The following is a 17,063-nucleotide window of genomic DNA, read 5'->3' as shown; positions in this document are numbered from 1 at the left end:
GTCACATCGGCAACAGGACCTTGCGGCTTGACATTCCACATCCAGGGATGTCTGACCCGCCCTGGCCGGTCCCGTTCCCCGTCCGGCCGGTTCCGCTCCCCGCCCGAGGGTCCTGCGGGTCACCCGGCGGGGACGGACGGGGCGGATCCGTCCGGGGAGTCGCCCGGCGTCACGGGCCCGGCCGTCGGAGCCGTCCCCTCGGGCCCGGCGCCCTCGCCCGGCGGGGCGGGCCAGGCCGTGAATCTGAGCCCCTCGCCGATCCTCCGCAGCTCACGCCCGGCCGCCTCCGGGCCGCCGAGGTCCCCGGCGTAGGACGGGCCGAGCATCACCTCGACCCGCCGCGTGCCCCCCAGGTCGAGGAGGAGGGACGGGGTGCCCGGCCCCCCGTCCTCGCCGACAGACTGCGTCACCAAATACGCGGCGTGGCCGCCGACGGTCACCTCCTCGCCCTCGCCCCGGTCGCGGTAGTCCCGCAGCCGCTCGTCGAACTCCCCGGCCGCCGACCCCTCGTGGACGAAGATCTGAACGCAGTAGGGGCCGTTCTCGTCGCCGTCGTAGTTCCAGGTCGTGGTGAACTCCTCCGACCGGTCGAGCCGCCACTGGGTCCAGCGCAGGCCCGGAGGCACGTAGGTGACCCTGACGCCGCCGAGGACCTGCTCTCCGGGAAGGCGCGGGTTCTCGGCCGGGCCCGTGGCGACGGCGGAGGGCCCGTCGCTCGCCGTCGCCGGCGCGGGGCCCCGGGTGAGGAACAGGTGGACCGGGACCACCGCCGCGGCCACGGCCACCGCGACGGCCAGCGCGGCGCGCCCGGCCCGCCGGGTGTTCCCACCGCGGGCGGAACGCATGACGCGCTGGGCCAGATCCGGTGCGGCGCGCAGCTCCCGTGTCTCCTCCGCCATGACCCGGCGCAGGATCTCCTCAAGAGCAGGCACTTCCGAGCACCCCTTCCAGTGACTCGTGGCCGACGGCCGTCCTGAGCTTCGCGAGAGCCTTCGACGCCTGGCTCTTCACCGTGCCCGCCGAGCAGCCGAGGATCTCGGCGGTCTGCGCCTCACTGAGGTCCTCCCAGTACCGCAGGACGACCACGGCGCGCTGCCGGGGCGGCAGCGCGCGCAGGGCGTCCATGAGCATCCCGCGCAGGTCGAGGTCGACCTCCCGGGCCGGCCTCTCGGGCGGGGTGTGGGTGGGCAGGATCCGCAGGATCGCCCGGCGCCGGGCGCGGTTGATGGCGGCGTTGACGATGACGCGGCGGACGTACGGTTCCGGATTGTCGTGCCGCACCCGATCCCACCTGCGGTACGTCCGTTCCAGCGCCGTCTGCAGGAGGTCCTCGGCCTCTCGCTCGTCACCGCACGCGAGGTGGGCGACGCGCAGCAGGCTGGTGCCCCGCGCGGCGACGAACGCGATGAACCCGTCGTCGTCGGGACCGCTCATCCCTGTTCGTCCGATCTCATGTCCCCTCAGACAACCGGGCCGGGTGGAAGGTTGCCCGGTACCCGCGACCCGCCTGACCGCGTCGGAACATGCCCGGCTGTTGCGGAACGGGAGAATCCGATCATCAGGGCAACCCGGGACGCCGCCCGGTTGTATCAGGTGTCATGAAATCGATCATTCTCCGAGGGCCGGCCGGGCGCTCCGGCGCGCCCGCCCGCCGGACGGCCTCGGCCGGAATCGCCATGGCCGTCGCGGGAGCCGTCATCCTGCCGGGCACGACCGCGACGGCGGGCACGGCGGAGGCCGTCGGGTCCCGGCCCGTGACCGCCGCCCGCGTGGGGACGGCCTCCGCGGAGGGCGCCTACTGGCATACGAGGACGCTGACGACGTACACCCGCCCCCGCCCGCTCGGGCGCGGCGCGAACCGCTACCGGGTGGTGGAGCGGGAGCTCCTGGAGGAGTGGACCGCGCGCGACGGCGAATCCTGGTCCGGCGTCCGCAAACTGGGGGTGCGGCCCGCGACCGCGGCGGACGAGCGGGCGTGGCGCCGGGACGGTTCCCCCACCACGTGGAAGGACGGGGGCCTGCGGCTGTCCACCCGGCCGGACGCGGGCGCCCTCAACAAGACCAGGAACGTCACCGGTTTCTACCTGGTGGAGCGGTGGCGGCCGTATCGGGAGATCCAGGGGCTGCCCACGGAGCCGGAGGCGCTCAAGGCGTGGATCAAGAAGGCCGCGCGGAACGCGCCGAACCCGGACGACGAGCCGGAGGCGAGGATCCCCGAGGAGATCCTCGACGGCTACACGGCCGAGGTGCTGGTCTCGCTGCTGTACAGCGTCCCGGTGTCGAAGGCGGTCCGGACGGCGGCCTACCGGGCGCTGCCGACGCTGCCCGGCGTCCGCCCCCTGAGCGGGGTGAAGGATCCGCAGGGCAGGGCCGGCAGGGGTTTCCTCATCGAGCGCGACCACAGGGGCTCCGCGTCGGAGGTCAGGACGGTCGTCGACACCGGCGCCATGACGCTGCTCAGCGAGCACCACGAGAGCGGGGAGAGCGGCAAGCCCGCCATCAAGGACCGGACCTCGGTGATCCTCGAGGCCGGGTGGACGGACGACCGGCCCTCGGTCCCCGCCCTCCCCTGATCCCGCCCCCTCGGCCGGGCGGGTCGTGGTCCGGCGGGGGCCGATCACGGCCCGCGGGGGCCTCTCCGGGTCGTGGTCCGGCGGGGGCGATCACGGCCCGCGGGGGCCTCTCCGGGCCGTGGTCCCGCGGGGGCCGATCACGGCCCGCGAGGGCTGATCCGGTGGCCGGGCCCCGCGTGGGCCCGGCCCGGAGAGGCCGGAGACCGTCCGCCCCCGGCCGAGGCCGCTCAGGCCCCCAGGCAGGCCGGGCCGAGGAGCTGCTTCAGGTCGCCCATCAGGGCCGGGGACAGGGCGACGCGCAGGCGGTCGTCGAGTCGCATGACGGTCGTCCGGGGACCGTTGTGGACCTGCAGGTGGACCTCGGTGGTGCCCGGATGGGTGACCAGGACCTCCTTCAGCCGCCCCACCACGGGCGGGGTGCAGCGGGTGAGCGGCATGCTGACGACCAGGGGGCCGCCGCCCTCGACGGACAGATCGGGGGCGGTCACCTCCATCGCGATGATCTTGCCGACGTCCTCGCGCTTGTCCAGGCGGCCCTTGACGAAGACGATCGCGTCCTCGGCGAGGATGGTCGAGCAGAGCTGGTACGTCGAGGGGAAGACCATCACCTCGATGGCGCCCGCCAGGTCCTCCAGCATGGTCAGGACCCAGGTGTCGCCCTTCTTGGTGACCTTGCGCTGCACGCCGCTCAGGATGCCGCCGACCGTGACGATCTGCCCGTCCGGGCGGTTCTCGTCCTGGAGTGCGGCGACCGAGCAGTCCGCGCCGGAGGCGAGGATGTGCTCCACGCCGAACAGCGGGTGGTCGGAGACGTACAGGCCGAGCATCTCCCGCTCGAACGCCAGCAGGGTGGTCTTGTCCCACTCCCCCGGCGGGATCTGCACGTCGAAGGTCTGGTCCTCGGCGCCCTCGACCGCGCCGAACAGGGAGTCCTGGCCGATCGCCTCGTTCTTCTTGATGTCGATGATCGCGTCGACGGCCTGCTCGTGGACCAGGACCAGGCCCTTGCGGACGTGCCCGAAGGAGTCGAACGCGCCGGCCTTGATCAGCGACTCGATGACGCGCTTGTTGCAGACGATCGCCGGGACCTTGCGCAGGAAGTCCTTGAAGTCGGTGTAGCGGCCCTTCTCCTTGCGCGCGGCCAGGATCCCGTCGACGACGTTGCCGCCGACGTTGCGGATGGCCGACAGGCCGAAGCGGACGTCGGAGCCGCGCGGGGTGAAGTCGAAGTCGGAGTCGTTGACGTCCGGCGGGAGCACCTTGATGCCCATCCGGCGGCACTCGTTGAGGTAGAGGGCCGACTTGTCCTTGTCGTCCTTGACGGAGGTCAGCAGGGCCGCCATGTACTCGGCGGGGTAGTTGGCCTTGAGGTAGCCGGTCCAGTACGCGACGAGGCCGTAGCCGGCGGTGTGGGCCTTGTTGAAAGCGTAGTCGGAGAAGGGCAGCAGGATGTCCCACAGGGACTTGATGGCCGCGGCGGAGAAGCCGTTGTCCTTCATGCCGCGCTCGAAGAACTCGTACTGCTTGTCCAGCTCCGACTTCTTCTTCTTGCCCATCGCGCGGCGGAGCAGGTCGGCGCCTCCGAGGGAGTAGCCGGCGACCTTCTGCGCGATGGCCATGACCTGCTCCTGATAGACGATCAGGCCGTGGGTCGTGTCGAGGATCTCCCTGAGCGGCTCCTCCAGCTCCGGGTGGATCGGGATGATCTCCTGCTGGCCGTTCTTGCGCAGCGCGTAGTTGGTGTGCGAGTTGGCGCCCATCGGGCCGGGCCGGTAGAGCGCGAGGGCGGCGGAGATGTCCTCGAAGTTGTCGGGCCGCATCAGGCGCAGCAGCGAGCGCATGCCGCCGCCGTCGAGCTGGAACACGCCGAGGGTGTCGCCGCGGGCCAGCAGCTCGTAGGTCCTGCGGTCGTCCAGCGGCAGCTTGAGCAGGTCGATCATGGTGCCGGTGTTGGCCTCGATGGCCTTGAGGCAGTCGTCGATGATCGTGAGGTTGCGCAGGCCCAGGAAGTCCATCTTCAGCAGGCCGAGCGTCTCGCAGGTCGGGTAGTCGAACTGCGTGATGATCGCGCCGTCGGAGTCACGGCGCATGATCGGGATGTGGTCGGTCAGCACCTCGGACGACATGATGACGCCCGCGGCGTGCACGCCGGTCTGCCGGATCAGGCCCTCCAGGCCGCGGCCGAGGTCGACCGCCGCCTTGACGTCGACGTCCTCCTCGTACAGCTTGCGCAGCTCTCCGGCCTCGTTGTACCGGGGATGATCGGAGTCGAAGATGCCCGACAGCGGGATGTCCTTGCCCATCACCGCGGGCGGGAACGCCTTGGAGACCCGGTCGCCCAGCGCGTACGGGTATCCCAGGACGCGGGCCGCGTCCTTGATGGCGGCCTTCGCCTTGATGGTGCCGAAGGTGGCGATCATCGCGACCTTGTCGGAACCCCACTTCTCGGTCACGTAGCGGATCACGTCGCCGCGCCGGCGCTCGTCGAAGTCGATGTCGACGTCGGGCATGGAGACGCGCTCGGGGTTGAGGAACCGCTCGAAGATCAGGCCGTGCGGGATCGGGTCGAGGTCGGTGATGCCGAGGGCGTAGGCCACCAGCGAGCCCGCCGCCGAGCCACGGCCGGGGCCGACCCGGATGCCGTTGTTCTTGGCCCACATGATGAAGTCGGCGACCACGAGGAAGTAGGACGGGAAGCCCATCTGGACGATGACGCCGAGCTCCTTCTCGGCCCAGGCGCGGTGCTCCTCGTCGACCCCCTCGGGGAAGCGGCGCTCCATGCCCTCCCGGACCTGCTGCCGGAAGAACTCCTCCTCGGTCATGCCGTCGGGCACCGGGAAGGTCGGCATCAGGTTCTTGAAACCGAACATGCCGGACGGGTCGACCTTCTCGGCGACCAGCAGGGTGTTGCGGCAGCCCTCGGCCCACAGGTCGGAGGAGTCGACGGCGCGCATCTCGTCGGCGGTCTTGATGTAGTAGCCGCTGCCGTCGAAGCGGAACCGGTCGGGGTCCGACAGCTGCTTGCCCGTCTGGATGCACAGCAGGGCGTCGTGGGAGGAGGCGTCGGACTCGTAGGTGTAGTGGGAGTCGTTGGTGACCAGCGGCGGGATGCCCAGCTCCCTGGAGACGCGGGTCAGACCGTCGCGGACCCGGCGCTCGATGTCGAGCCCGTGGTCCATGATCTCCAGGTAGTAGTTGTCCTTGCCGAACAGCTCCTGGTACCTCGCCGCGGCGGCGAGGGCCTCGTCGTACTGGCCCAGGCGCAGGCGGGTCTGCACCTCGCCTGACGGGCAGCCGGTGGTGGCCATCAGGCCCTCGGAGTGCTCGGCGAGGATCTCGGCGTCCATCCGGGCCCACTTGCGGACGAAGCCCTCGGTGTAGGCCCGGGAGGAGAGCTTCATGAGGTTCTTCAGGCCGCGGTCGTTGCGCGCCCAGATCGTCATGTGGGTGTAGTAGCCGCCCGCCGAGACGTCGTCCCTCTTCTGGTGCGGCTCGCCCCACAGCACCGGCTTCTTCTGGTGCCGGGAGGCCGGGGCGACGTACGCCTCGATGCCGATGATCGGCTTGATCCCCGCCCCGGTGGCCTGCTTGTAGAAGTCGTAGGCGCCGTGCATGTTGCCGTGGTCGGTGATCGCGATGGCGGGCATGCCCAGGTCACCGACCTGCTTGAACATCTGCTTCAGACGGGCCGCTCCATCGAGCATGGAGTACTCCGTGTGAACGTGAAGATGAACAAACGAATCTGGCATGCGGCCTCGCCCTCCCCTGGTCTCCTGTCGGCGTGGGAAGCCTACGCGTTCGGGCCCTCACCGGGTGCCGCACCACCCCGTGACGGCGGCGGGACTCGGCTACTTTGAGCGATGATTCATGTGAGAAGAGTGAACGGGGGGGTCACGTGAGGACCGAAGAGGGCTACAGCCACGCGCTCGGCAACCGCCAGGTGCAGATGATCGCGATCGGCGGCGCCATCGGCGTCGGGCTGTTCCTGGGCTCCGGGGGGCGCCTTCAGGCGAGCGGGCCGGCGCTGGTGCTGTCGTACGCGGTCGCCGGGCTGGCGGCCTTCTTCGTGATGCGCGCGCTGGGCGAGCTGGTGCTCCACCGGCCCACCTCCGGCTCCTTCGTGGACTACGCCGCCGAGTTCGTCGGCCCGTGGGCGGCCTTCGCCAGCGGCTGGATGTACTGGGTCAACTGGGCCTTCACCGGCGTCGCCGAGCTGACCGCGATCTCCGTCTACGTGCACATGTGGGCGCCGGACTTCCCCCGATGGCTCACCGCGCTCGTCGCGCTGGGGTTCGTGCTGACCGTCAACCTGCTGTCGGTGCGGCTCTTCGGCGAGCTGGAGTTCTGGTTCGCGCTGCTGAAGGTGCTGGCCATCTGCGCGTTCCTGGTGGTCGGGCTGGCGGTCGTGCTGCTGGGGACGGAGGTGGGCGGGACGCCCGCGGGGGCCGGCAACCTCACCTCCCACGGCGGTTTCTTCTCCATGGGGTTCCCGCCGGTGCTGATGAGCCTGCAGTCGGTCGTCTTCGCCTACTCGGCGATCGAACTGGTCGGCATCGCCGCCGGCGAGACGAGGGACCCCGGCAAGGTCATGCCCAAGGCCATCAACAGCGTGATCTGGCGCATCGGGGTCTTCTACGTCGGCTCGGTGCTGCTGCTGTGCATGGCGCTGCCGTGGACGTCCTACGGCCCCGGCCGGTCGCCGTTCGTGACGGTCTTCGCCGCCCTCGGCGTGCCCTGGGCCGCCGACGCGATGAACCTGGTCGTGATCACCGCGGCGATGTCGTCGTGCAACTCGGGCCTGTACTCCACCGGCCGGATCCTGCGGGCCATGGCGGTCAAGGGCGAGGCGCCCGCCGTCGCGGGACGCCTCAGCTCGCGTCACGTGCCCTTCGGCGGCATCCTCATCACCGCGGGGGTGTTGCTGGCCGGGGTGGTGCTGTACTACTTCGTCCCCGAGCGCGCCTTCAACATCGCCACCGCCGTCGCGTCCCTCGGCGTGATCACCACCTGGGCCACCCTGCTCTACTGCCAGCTGCGGCTGCGCCGCGCCGCCCTGCGGGGCCTCGTCGAACGGCCGTCCTTCCGGATGCCCGGCTCGCCGTACACCAACTGGTTCACGCTGGCCCTCCTCGCTCTGGTGGTGGTGCTCATGGCGTTCGCCGACCCCGACCAGCGCGTCGCCTTCTTCTGCGTCCCGGTGCTGGCCGCGGGGATCGCCCTGGGCTGGCGCGTCGTCGGCTCACGCCGCCGCGCCGGGGCCCCGCTGGCCGACCGCATGCCCGGCTGAACCCCGCGTACGGCGGGCCCGCCGCGCCCCCGGCAGGCGGCGCGGCGCGGCGGTCAGGCCCCGTCCCGGGCACGGCGCTCCTCGGCCACGTGCAGCCCCGCCTCGATGACGGCCTTCATGATGGGTGCGAGCCGCTCCTCACCCAGCGTGGGGGCGCGGCGGGCCATCCCGGCCACCAGGCGGCGCTCGCGGTCGGGGTCGCGGCCCGCGAAGCCGCCGACCGGCTTGAGCCGCTGGATGACCCCGGCGAGCCCGACCCGGCGCTCCAGCAGGACGGCGAGGGCGGCGTCGACGCGGTCGATGGCGCCGCGGGCGGCGAGGATCGAGCCTGGCGCCTCCGGGCGGGTCAGCGCCCCGACGACCCGGGCGGCCTCCAGCGCGCCACGGACGGCCTCCTCCGGGGCACCGGGCGACAGCAGCAGGCCGTCGGCGCCGGCGGCGACCGCCGCCGCGGCCAGGCCGGCGTCCTCGCCGAGGCCCGCGACGACGGGCCGGCCGGACCGCTCCCGGGCGGCGCGCAGCAACGCCAGGTCGGGGGCCGGCTCCGCGACGCGCGCCCGGCCCCCGCTCTCACACAGCACGATCCGGTCGTTGCCCTCGGCCGCGCACTGCCCGGCCACGGCCAGCCACTCCTCCAGCGTCGCGGCGGGACCGCGATGGACCACCACGGGCAGTCCGAGCCGGGCGGCCGCGCGGACCAGCGGCAGGTCGCGCGTCCAGGCCGCGCCGACCACCACCGCGTCGGCGCCGGCGGCGATCGCCGGCAGGTCGTCCGCGGCGGACGGCTCGACGAGGAGCGGCCCCTCCCAGGAGGCGCGGACCCGGGTCAGCGCCTCGGCCGCCGGTTCCCGGCGGACCCGCAGGTCGAGCAGCCGCGCCTCGGCGCCAGGCCCGCCGATCACCACGGCGGGCCCCTCGCCCACGGTGAGCGTCCCCAGGCGCACGGCCCGGCGTTCCAAGTCTGCGGTCAGCATCACGGCTCCCTGACTGGGCCGGCACGCCCCGCGAGCCGGCGGATCGGAGAAACAAAAAAGGCAGAGATCTCAAGGTCTCTGCCTGTGGCCGGCTCCGGAAGGTCGCTACGTCACGTCGTCACGACCGGCTCCCCGGAGCCGGCCCGATAAACGCGAAGTGGCATGTCATGGCATCGACGATAGGCCATCTTCCGGCGACACGCCAGTTGGTGAGCGGATTCGTCTCATATGCCGAACACATCGCGCGCGAGAGAGTCGATCACCCCACCTGGCCTGTGAGAGTATTCGGTGGCTTAGAAAGGGGTAGGTGCGGTTGATGGCCGAAGCACAACCTGAGGGACGCCGCGTTGCCTCCCGCTACCACCTGCTCGAGCCCATCGGCCGGGGTGGCATGGGCATCGTCTGGCGGGCCCACGACGAGCTGCTCGACCGCGAGGTCGCGGTCAAGGAGGTCCGCTACGCCGACACGCTCGGCGAGGACAACCAGGAGGACTTCAACCGGCGGACCAAGCGCGAGGCCCGCGCCGCCGGGCGGCTGACGCACCCCAACGTGGTGGTCGTCCACGACGTCGTCGAGGAGGACGGCCGTCCCTGGATCGTCATGCAGCTGGTGGAGTCCCGCGCCCTCGGCAAGGTGCTGCGGCAGGACGGGCCCCTGCCGCCCGAGCGGGTCGCGGAGATAGGGCTCCAGGTTCTCGACGCGCTGCGCGCCGCGCACGCCCAGGGCGTGCTGCACCGCGACGTCAAGCCCGAGAACGTGCTGATGGCCGACGACGGCCGCGTCGTCCTCACCGACTTCGGCATCGCGACGCTGGAGTCGGAGACCGCGCTGACCATGACCGGCATCGCGGGCACGCCCGCGTTCATCGCGCCGGAGCGGATCAAGGGCGGCACCGCCCAGCGCGAGTCCGACCTGTGGTCCCTCGGGGCGACGCTGTACGCGGCCGTGGAGGGCCGTGCCCCGCACGACCGCGGCGGGGCGCTGCCGACCATGCACGCCGTGCTGAACGACGAGCCCGACCCCCCGGCGCGCGCGGGGCGGCTGGCCCCGGTGCTGGAGGGGCTGCTCCGCAAGGACCCGGCGCGTCGCCTGTCGTACGACGAGGCGGAGCGGATGCTGCGCGAGGTCGCCGAGGGCGGCCGGCGGAGCGCGCCCGCCGCCGAGCCGCGGGAGCCCGCGAGGACGGCCGTCATGCCGGTCGCCGAGGCGGCGGACGCCCCGAAGCCCCGCGAGGCGCGGGAGGCGCGGGAGTCCCCCGACGACGCGGCGGCCGCGGCGACCGACCCGCAGATCAGCCTGGAGGCCGGCGGCCCGCCGTCCACCGGGGCCAGGCTCGGCACGACCGCGCCGGCGGCGGAGGAGGACGTCCCGTCCGTCCCCGCGCCGGCTCCGCCCGCGTCCCCGGCCCCGGCCGGGCGCGCACCGTCGGCCAGGCCGGCCAAGTCGGCCAAGGCCGGGCGCGAGCCCGTCCCCCCGGTGGGACGCGCCGGGGCGGACCCCGCGCCCGCCGCCCGGCCGGAGCGGGAGCCGGAGCCGCGCGAGGCCGTTCCGGCGCCCAGGCCGGAGCCCGTCGTCCCCCCGGCGAGCCGGGAGCCCGCCGTACGGTCCCGGCCGTCCGCGCCGCCCGTCCCGTCCACCGCCTCGTCGTCCGCCCCGTCCGCGGCGGCCCCGTCCGCGGCGTCCGCGCCGCCCACCGTGCCGCCGTCCGCGGCGGGCGACGTGCTGCCCACCTCGCCCGGGAACGGCGGCGGGGGGTCCAGGTCCGTGCTGCGGTGGGCCCTGCTGATCGTGCCGGCGATCCTGCTGGTGGGGGCGCTCGCGGCATGGCTCGGAGCGCAGAGCGCCCGGAAGGACGACGGTTCGTCGGCCTCGCGGGCCGGCCGGTCGGCCGAGCCCACCGGCGACTCGAAGACCTCCGGGACGTCCCAGCAGCCCACCTCCGGCCCCACGTCCTCCGGGTCCCCCGGCACCGGCGAGAGCCCGAGCACCGCCCCCTCCCCGTCCCCCTCGGCGTCGGAGAGCGGCGAAGACGAGAAGGACGACAAGAAGGACGAGCCCGCGCTGCCCGCCGGGTGGCGCATGCACAAGGACCGCAACGGCTTCTCCATCGGGCTGCCCAAGGGGTGGAACGAGGACAAGCGGGTCGGCAAGCAGGTGTGGTTCCGCAGCCCCGACCGGGCGAGCTTCGTCTTCGTCGAGTACGTCGACAAGGCCGGGCCCGACCCCAAGAAGGACTGGGAGAACCAGGAGTCCTACAGTCGCGGCAGGTTCCCCGGCTACAAGCGGATCCGCATCGAGAACGTCGACTACATGGAGAAGGCCGCCGACTGGGAGTTCACCTGGAACACGAGCTCGGGCAAGGCCCGGGTGATCAACCGGGGGTTCGTCACCGAGGGCGGCCGGGGGTACGCGATCTACTGGCACACCCTCGCCTCGAAGTGGGACGAGAACCTGCACTACTTCAAGGGGTTCACCGAGACCTTCTCCTCGAAAAAGTGAGGTCCGCCCCGAACGGCTACGATGCCTGGGTTTGGGAGGGGCGGCGACAATGACCGAACGGAAGGTGGCGGGCCGGTACCACCTGATCGAACCCATCGGCGAGGGCGGCATGGGCGTCGTGTGGCGCGCCCACGACGAGCTCCTCGACCGGATCGTGGCGATCAAGGAGGTCCGTTACCGCGACGTCGACGATGCCGCGCGGGCGGACCTGAACCGGCGGACCATCCGCGAGGCCAGGAGCGCCGGGCGACTCGACCACCCGTCTGTGATCATCATTCACGACGTGGTGGAGGAAGACGGCCGTCCCTGGATCATCATGCAGCTGGTCCGGTCGCGGTCGCTGGGCCAGGCCGTCCGCGCCGGGGGGCCGCTCCCGCCCGGACGGGTGGCGTCCGTGGGGACGCAGGTGCTGGGCGCGCTGCTGGCGGCGCACGCCGCCGGGGTGCTGCACCGCGACGTCAAGCCCGAGAACGTGCTGCTGGCCGACGACGGCCGCGTCGTCCTCACCGACTTCGGCATCGCCTCGATGGCGCAGGAGACGGGGATCACCCGGACCGGCGGGGTCGTCGGCACCCCGGCGTTCCTGCCGCCCGAGCGGCTCCACGGGCTGCCCGCCACCCCCGCGTCGGACCTGTGGTCGCTCGGGGCGACGCTGTACGCGGCCGTGGAGGGCCGTCCGCCGTTCGAGCGCGCCACGGCCGCGGCGACGATGATGGCCGTCCTGCACGGCGAGCCCGCGCCCATGGCGCACACCGGGCCGCTCGCCACCGTGATCCTGGGGCTGATGGCCAGGGAGCCCGCGGAGCGGATGCCGGCCGAGCACGCCATGGCGCTGCTCACCCGGGCGTCCTCCGCGCCGTCCGGCGCGAACGAGACGGGCACGACGGGCACGACGGGCATCGCAGGCGCGGCGGGCGTCCTCCCGCCGGGCACACTCCCCGCGGCGGGCACCGGGGATCCCGCCGGGCTCACCGGGCCGCCGACGCGGCACTCCGGCCGCGGCTCCCGGACGGCCCGCTCCGGAGAACGCTCCGGGGAACGCTCCCGGCCCGCCGAGACCGCGCCGCCGGGGTCGCCGCAGGGGTCCCACGCGCGGTACGGGCCGGGCGAGGGGACATGGCACGGCCTCCCGGGACAGCCGGAGCGGCACGCGTTCCCCGAGAGCCCGGCCGCCGTACCCGGGCACGTGTTCCCGGACGACCCGCGGCGGGCCCTCCACGAGGGCCCCGGGCACGGGGGGCGGCCCGGCCGCCCCGACGAGCCGCCGTACCGGGACGAGGCACCGTACCGGGACCGGTCGCCGTACGGGGACGAGCCGCCGCACAGGGAGGAGCCGCCGTACGGGGGCCTTCCGCCGTACGGCGACAGCCGGGACCCGAACGGGCCGCCGCGGTCCGGGACGCCGTACCGGGAGGTCCAGGCGCATCGGGAGGCCCCGCCGTACCAGGGCGGTCCGGCGTACCAGGGCGGTCCGGTGCCCGGCGGGCGCCCGTCGCACGGCGGCGACCCGGAGCTCCCCGCCTACCGGAGCGCTCCGACCCGGGCGGGGCACGGGGGACACCCGGACGCTCCGCCGCAGATGGGCCATCGGGCGCACCAGGACGCTCCCCCGCGGGCGGAACACCGGGCCTACCCGGATGCGCCCACGCAGGCCGGGCACCGGGCGCGTCCGGACGCCTCGCCGTACCCGGACGCCTCGCCGTACCCGGGCGAACGGCCGGGCCGCAGGCGGGCCGCCGGGGACGACGCGCCCGGGGAACGGCGGTTCCCGGTGGCGCAGACCGCGCTGGCGGCGGGGGCCGCCGCGCTCGCCGTGCTGCTCGGCATCGGCGGCTGGCTGGTGTTCCAGGACTGGAAGCCCTCGACCGGGACGGCCAGGGAGACGGCCGCCCCGTCCGGTGAGACGACCGCCTCCCCCCGGCCCTCCGGGACGTCCCGCCCGACCGCCACCCCGTCGGCGGGCACGGACCGGACGCCGCCCAGGGGCTGGCGGACCCACCTCGACCGGCTGGGTTTCAGGGTCGACGTGCCGCGCGGCTGGACCGCCCGGCGGTTCCCCGACCGGGACCGCGTGGAGTTCCGGGCCCCGGGGTCGAAGACGTTCCTGTGGATCGAGTCGACCGAGGACCCGGAGAAGGACCCGGTCCGGCACTGGCTGAAGGTGGAGCGGAGCGGGCGGGCCAGGAACCTGTGGCCCGGCTACCGCCGCGTCGGCATCAGCGCGCGGACGTACCTCACCCGGAGCGCCGCCGACTGGGAGTTCACCTACCTCAGGAACGGGGTCCGCACGCACGTCCTCGACCGGGGGTTCCGCACGGCCGCCGGCCGCCCGTACGCGATCTACATGGAGAGTCCCGAGTCCGACTGGGACCGGACCCTGTTCGACAGTGTCGCCAGGAGCTTCCGGCCCTGACCGGCGCCCCGGCCGGCCACCGGACGGGGCGCCGTCCGAACCCTATTCGTTACGATCCAGCGGATACGGCGCTGGAATTCCGCGAATGTGATGGTAAATCCTGGGTATTCGGCACCCCATGACCGATTCTCAGGTGATCATCAGCTCCCGATACCGGCTGTTGGAGCAGATCGGCCGGGGAGGCATGGGCACGGTCTGGCGGGCGCGGGACGAGGTGCTCGGCCGGGACGTCGCGGTCAAGGAGGTCGTCCCCTCCCCCGACCTCTCCAGTCTGGAGCGTGAGATCTTCACCCTGCGGACGCTGAGAGAGGCCCGCGCCGCCGGGAGAATCGGTCATCCGGGCGTCGCGACGGTCTACGACGTCATCGAGGAGAACGGCCGTCCCTGGATCGTCATGCAGCTCGTGGACTCCAGGACACTGGGGGCCGTGGTGCGCGAGGACGGCCCGCTCCCGCCCAGGCGGGTGGCGGAGATCGCGCTCGACGTGCTCGGGGCGCTGGTCGCCGCCCACCGGGTGGGCGTGCTGCACCGCGACGTCAAACCCGACAACGTCCTGATCGCCAGGAACGGGCGGGCCGTGCTGACGGACTTCGGCATCGCGATGCTGGAGGGCGACTCGTCGGTCACCCGGACCGGGGCGCTCATCGGCACCCCGGCGTTCATCGCGCCCGAGCGGGCGAGCGGGGGACCGGCCGAGTTCGCCTCCGACATGTGGTCGCTCGGCGTGACGATGTACATGGCCGTCGAGGGCCGCTCCCCCTTCGAGCGCGCGCATCCGCTGGCGACGCTCAGCGCCGTCATGCACCAGGACCCGCCGCCGATGCTGTCCGCCGGACCGCTCGCGCCGGCCGTCTTCGCCCTGCTCCACAAGGACCCGGCGCAGCGCATGACCGCCGAGGAGCTCCAGATCCACCTGCAGGCGATCCTGAGCGGAGCCGAACCGCAGTCCACCGCGCCCGTCGCGCTCCCCGCGGGCACGGTCCCGCAGCCCCGGAGCGAGTCCGGCGTCCTGCCCGTCGCGGCGGCCGCGGCCGTCCCGGGAGCGGAGGCCACTCCGTCGCCGGAGTCCCTCGGCGAACCCCCGGGCCACGCCGCGGGCGGCCCGCCGCGGCGGAGGCTGTCAGGCGGCGTCCTGGTGGCCGCGGCACTCGCCGCGACCCTGGCCTCCGGCGCCTTCGCCTGGGTGAACGTCGCCGGCCCCGGGTCGGACACCGTACGGCAGACCATCCCGGCGAGCGTCCCCGTCAAGAAGAAGGCCCCGGAGAAGGCGAAGCCGTCCGAGAGCCCCGCCGCGAAGGAGCCCGCCAGGACCGACGGCGGCGTCCGCGACGGCGGCGGGACCGGGCGCTCCGCCACGCCGCCTTCGGCGTGGCCCCGGCAGGGCGGCGACGCCCGGCGGGACGGCAAGGACGGCAAGGACCGCGCCGAGGACACCCCCGCCCCCGAGCCGGACGGCAAGCCGTCGAAGGATCCCGGGAAGGGGGCGGATAAGGCGGGGGAGAAGCCGGAGAAGAACTCCGGCGAGAAGCCGAAGGACCAGGGAAAAGCACCGGAGGACTCCGGCGAGGGCACCAGCCCGGAGTCCGACGGGGGAACGGCGGAGGAGGACACGCGAAACCAGGGGGAGAACCAGGGCGGGGAATCGGTCGATCCGTACAGCGAGCCGAACGCGTCGGGGGGAAAGGCGCCGCGAACGGCAAAGGACACGGGAAACATCACGGTCCTGGCGGACGGTAGCGTCTGACCCCGCCCGGGAGGACCCCGCCCGGGAGAGGTCACGGACCCGGCGGGCGGCGCCCTCCGGCCCGTGGGCCCGCGGGCGGGCCCGGAGCCGTCAGAAGTCCGCGCCGACGAGTTCCAGCGCGCGCGCCAGGTCCTCGGGGTAGTCGGTGGTGAACGTCATCCACTCCCCCGTCACCGGGTGCTCGAAGGCCAGCGAGACCGCGTGCAGCCACTGCCGGGTCACGCCCAGCCGCGCGGCCAGCTTGGGGTCGGCGCCGTACAGCATGTCGCCGACGCACGGGTGACGCAGCGCCGACATGTGGACCCGGATCTGGTGGGTCCGGCCCGTCTCCAGCTTGATGTCCAGCAGCGACGCGGCGCGGAACGCCTCGATCGTGTCGTAGTGGGTGACCGAGTCCTTGCCGCCCGCCACCACCGCGAAACGGCCGTCGCCGACCGGGTGGCGGTCGATGGGCGCGTCCACCGTGCCGCGCAGCGGGTCGGGATGGCCCTGGACCAGCGCGTGGTAGCGCTTGTCGACGGTGCGTTCCTTGAAGGCCCGCTTCAGGCGGGAGTAGGCGGTCTCGCTCTTGGCCACGACCATGGCGCCGGTGGTGTTGGCGTCGAGACGGTGCACGATGCCCTGCCGCTCGGCGGCGCCGCTGGTCGCCACCCGGTGCCCGGTGCCGAGCAGGCCGCCGATCACGGTGGGCCCGGTCCAGCCGACGGTGGGGTGGGCGGCCACGCCGACCGGCTTGTTGACGACGATGACGTCGTCGTCCTCGTAGACGATCGTCATGCCGGGGACCGGCTCGGCGACCGGCATCGGCGCGGTGGGCGGGGGCGGCAGCGTGACGTCCAGCCACGCGCCCGCGTGGACCCGGTCGGACTTGGCCGCGGGCGAGCCGTCCACCAGCACGTCGCCGGAGGCGACCAGCTCGGCCGCGCGGGTGCGGGACAGCCCGAACAGCCGGGACAGCGCCGCGTCGAGGCGCTCGCCCTCCAGGCCGTCGGGAACGGGGAGACTCCGCTGGTCGGCCATCACTTCTCTGCTCTTCCGGTGTCGCGGGTGCCATCGATCTGGTAGCCCCTCCAGGCGAGGAAGACGGCCAGGATCCCGCCGCAGACGATCGCCGAGTCGGCGACGTTGAAGACCGGGAAGTGGCCGGGGAAGGTCTCGACGAAGTCGACCACGTGCCCCTGGAACGGTGAGGGCCGGCCGAAGCCCGAGGGCCAGCGCAGGAGGCGGTCGGTCAGGTTGCCGAGCGCCCCGCCGAGCATCAGCGCGAGCGTGACCGCCCACGGCAGGCTGCGCAGGTGCCGCGCGGTGCGCAGGATGGCGACCACCACGGCGGCGGCGACGAACGTGAAGACGATCGTCATGCCGGTGCCGATGCTGAACGCGGCCCCCGAGTTGAAGATCACCCGGAACTGGAGGAGATCGGGGATGATGACGAAGGGGTCGCGGCCCTCCAGGGTCTTCAGCACGAGCGTCTTGGTGAGCAGGTCGAGACCGTAGACGATCGGGACGATCGTGGTGAGCACGGCGATCCTCCGCCTGCCCGGCGGGGCGGCCGTCACCGCCCCCTCCGCC

11 protein-coding genes are annotated in these 17,063 nt (G+C 73.3%); 5 read left to right on the top strand and 6 right to left on the bottom strand.

All coding sequences use genetic code 11. The features are described 5' to 3' along the window. Positions 1-119: 119 nt before the first annotated feature. Together AB0D67_RS15565 and AB0D67_RS15560 are read right to left on the bottom strand one after the other, a co-directional pair. Positions 120-932 (bottom strand): hypothetical protein, encoded by an 813-nt coding sequence (locus tag AB0D67_RS15565; protein ID WP_362934770.1) that lies wholly within the window; start codon positions 930-932, stop codon positions 120-122. After that, entirely contained in the window at positions 919-1,434 is a 516-nt protein-coding gene (locus AB0D67_RS15560; protein WP_362934767.1) for a SigE family RNA polymerase sigma factor, read from the bottom strand. The genes AB0D67_RS15565 and AB0D67_RS15560 overlap by 14 nt, the downstream gene beginning before the upstream one ends. Before the next feature lie 164 nt (positions 1,435-1,598). Between AB0D67_RS15560 and AB0D67_RS15555 the strand changes: the two genes are divergently transcribed. Next, positions 1,599-2,573, top strand: coding sequence for a hypothetical protein (locus tag AB0D67_RS15555; RefSeq protein ID WP_362934764.1), 975 nt, complete (start codon positions 1,599-1,601; stop codon positions 2,571-2,573). Positions 2,574-2,800: 227 nt separating this feature from the next. Here the strand turns inward: AB0D67_RS15555 and dnaE are convergent, their stop codons facing one another. Further along, positions 2,801-6,322: a DNA polymerase III subunit alpha gene (gene dnaE, locus AB0D67_RS15550; RefSeq protein WP_362934761.1), complete on the bottom strand. Its 3,522-nt coding sequence runs from the start codon at positions 6,320-6,322 to the stop codon at positions 2,801-2,803. A gap of 146 nt (positions 6,323-6,468) precedes the next feature. Here dnaE and AB0D67_RS15545 point away from each other — a divergent pair, with 146 nt between their 5' ends. Further along, positions 6,469-7,860 carry an amino acid permease gene (locus tag AB0D67_RS15545; protein ID WP_362934758.1) on the top strand — a complete coding sequence of 464 codons (1,392 nt, stop codon included), beginning with the start codon at positions 6,469-6,471 and terminating at the stop codon, positions 7,858-7,860. Between the two features lie 53 nt (positions 7,861-7,913). Here the strand turns inward: AB0D67_RS15545 and AB0D67_RS15540 are convergent, their stop codons facing one another. Further along, complete coding sequence (locus tag AB0D67_RS15540; RefSeq protein ID WP_362934755.1) at positions 7,914-8,834, bottom strand: chorismate mutase; 921 nt, start codon at positions 8,832-8,834, stop codon at positions 7,914-7,916. A gap of 316 nt (positions 8,835-9,150) precedes the next feature. On the opposite strand from AB0D67_RS15540, the gene AB0D67_RS15535 reads away from it, so the two are divergent. From AB0D67_RS15535 to AB0D67_RS15525, 3 genes are all read left to right on the top strand, one after another. Then, complete coding sequence (locus tag AB0D67_RS15535) at positions 9,151-11,334, top strand: protein kinase (RefSeq protein WP_362934752.1); 2,184 nt, start codon at positions 9,151-9,153, stop codon at positions 11,332-11,334. 49 nt (positions 11,335-11,383) lie between these two features. Beyond that, positions 11,384-13,747, top strand: coding sequence for a protein kinase (locus tag AB0D67_RS15530; RefSeq protein ID WP_362934749.1), 2,364 nt, complete (start codon positions 11,384-11,386; stop codon positions 13,745-13,747). A gap of 118 nt (positions 13,748-13,865) precedes the next feature. Next, positions 13,866-15,491 (top strand): serine/threonine-protein kinase, encoded by a 1,626-nt coding sequence (locus AB0D67_RS15525; protein WP_362934746.1) that lies wholly within the window; start codon positions 13,866-13,868, stop codon positions 15,489-15,491. 90 nt (positions 15,492-15,581) lie between these two features. On the opposite strand, the gene AB0D67_RS15520 is transcribed toward AB0D67_RS15525, so the two are convergent. Both AB0D67_RS15520 and lspA read right to left on the bottom strand, forming a co-directional pair. Then, positions 15,582-16,511: an RluA family pseudouridine synthase gene (locus AB0D67_RS15520; RefSeq protein ID WP_362934743.1), complete on the bottom strand. Its 930-nt coding sequence runs from the start codon at positions 16,509-16,511 to the stop codon at positions 15,582-15,584. After that, on the bottom strand, positions 16,511-17,050 hold the full coding sequence (lspA, locus tag AB0D67_RS15515; RefSeq protein ID WP_362934740.1) for a signal peptidase II: 540 nt from the start codon (positions 17,048-17,050) through the stop codon (positions 16,511-16,513). The genes AB0D67_RS15520 and lspA overlap by 1 nt, the downstream gene beginning before the upstream one ends. Between the last annotated feature and the right edge of the window lie 13 nt (positions 17,051-17,063).

Source organism: Streptosporangium sp. NPDC048047, assembly GCF_040653115.1.
In the GTDB taxonomy this organism is placed as follows: Bacteria; Actinomycetota; Actinomycetes; order Streptosporangiales; family Streptosporangiaceae; genus Streptosporangium.
This window is presented reverse-complemented; position numbering and strand designations above follow the sequence as displayed.

Coding starts and splice junctions, on each gene's coding strand:
- AB0D67_RS15525 (WP_362934746.1), top strand. CDS start 13,866: ATGACCGATTCTCAGGTGATCATCAGCTCCCGATACCGGCTGTTGGAG.
- AB0D67_RS15540 (WP_362934755.1), bottom strand. CDS start 8,834: ATGCTGACCGCAGACTTGGAACGCCGGGCCGTGCGCCTGGGGACGCTC.
- AB0D67_RS15560 (WP_362934767.1), bottom strand. CDS start 1,434: ATGAGCGGTCCCGACGACGACGGGTTCATCGCGTTCGTCGCCGCGCGG.
- AB0D67_RS15520 (WP_362934743.1), bottom strand. CDS start 16,511: ATGGCCGACCAGCGGAGTCTCCCCGTTCCCGACGGCCTGGAGGGCGAG.
- AB0D67_RS15530 (WP_362934749.1), top strand. CDS start 11,384: ATGACCGAACGGAAGGTGGCGGGCCGGTACCACCTGATCGAACCCATC.
- AB0D67_RS15535 (WP_362934752.1), top strand. CDS start 9,151: ATGGCCGAAGCACAACCTGAGGGACGCCGCGTTGCCTCCCGCTACCAC.
- dnaE (WP_362934761.1), bottom strand. CDS start 6,322: ATGCCAGATTCGTTTGTTCATCTTCACGTTCACACGGAGTACTCCATG.
- AB0D67_RS15555 (WP_362934764.1), top strand. CDS start 1,599: ATGAAATCGATCATTCTCCGAGGGCCGGCCGGGCGCTCCGGCGCGCCC.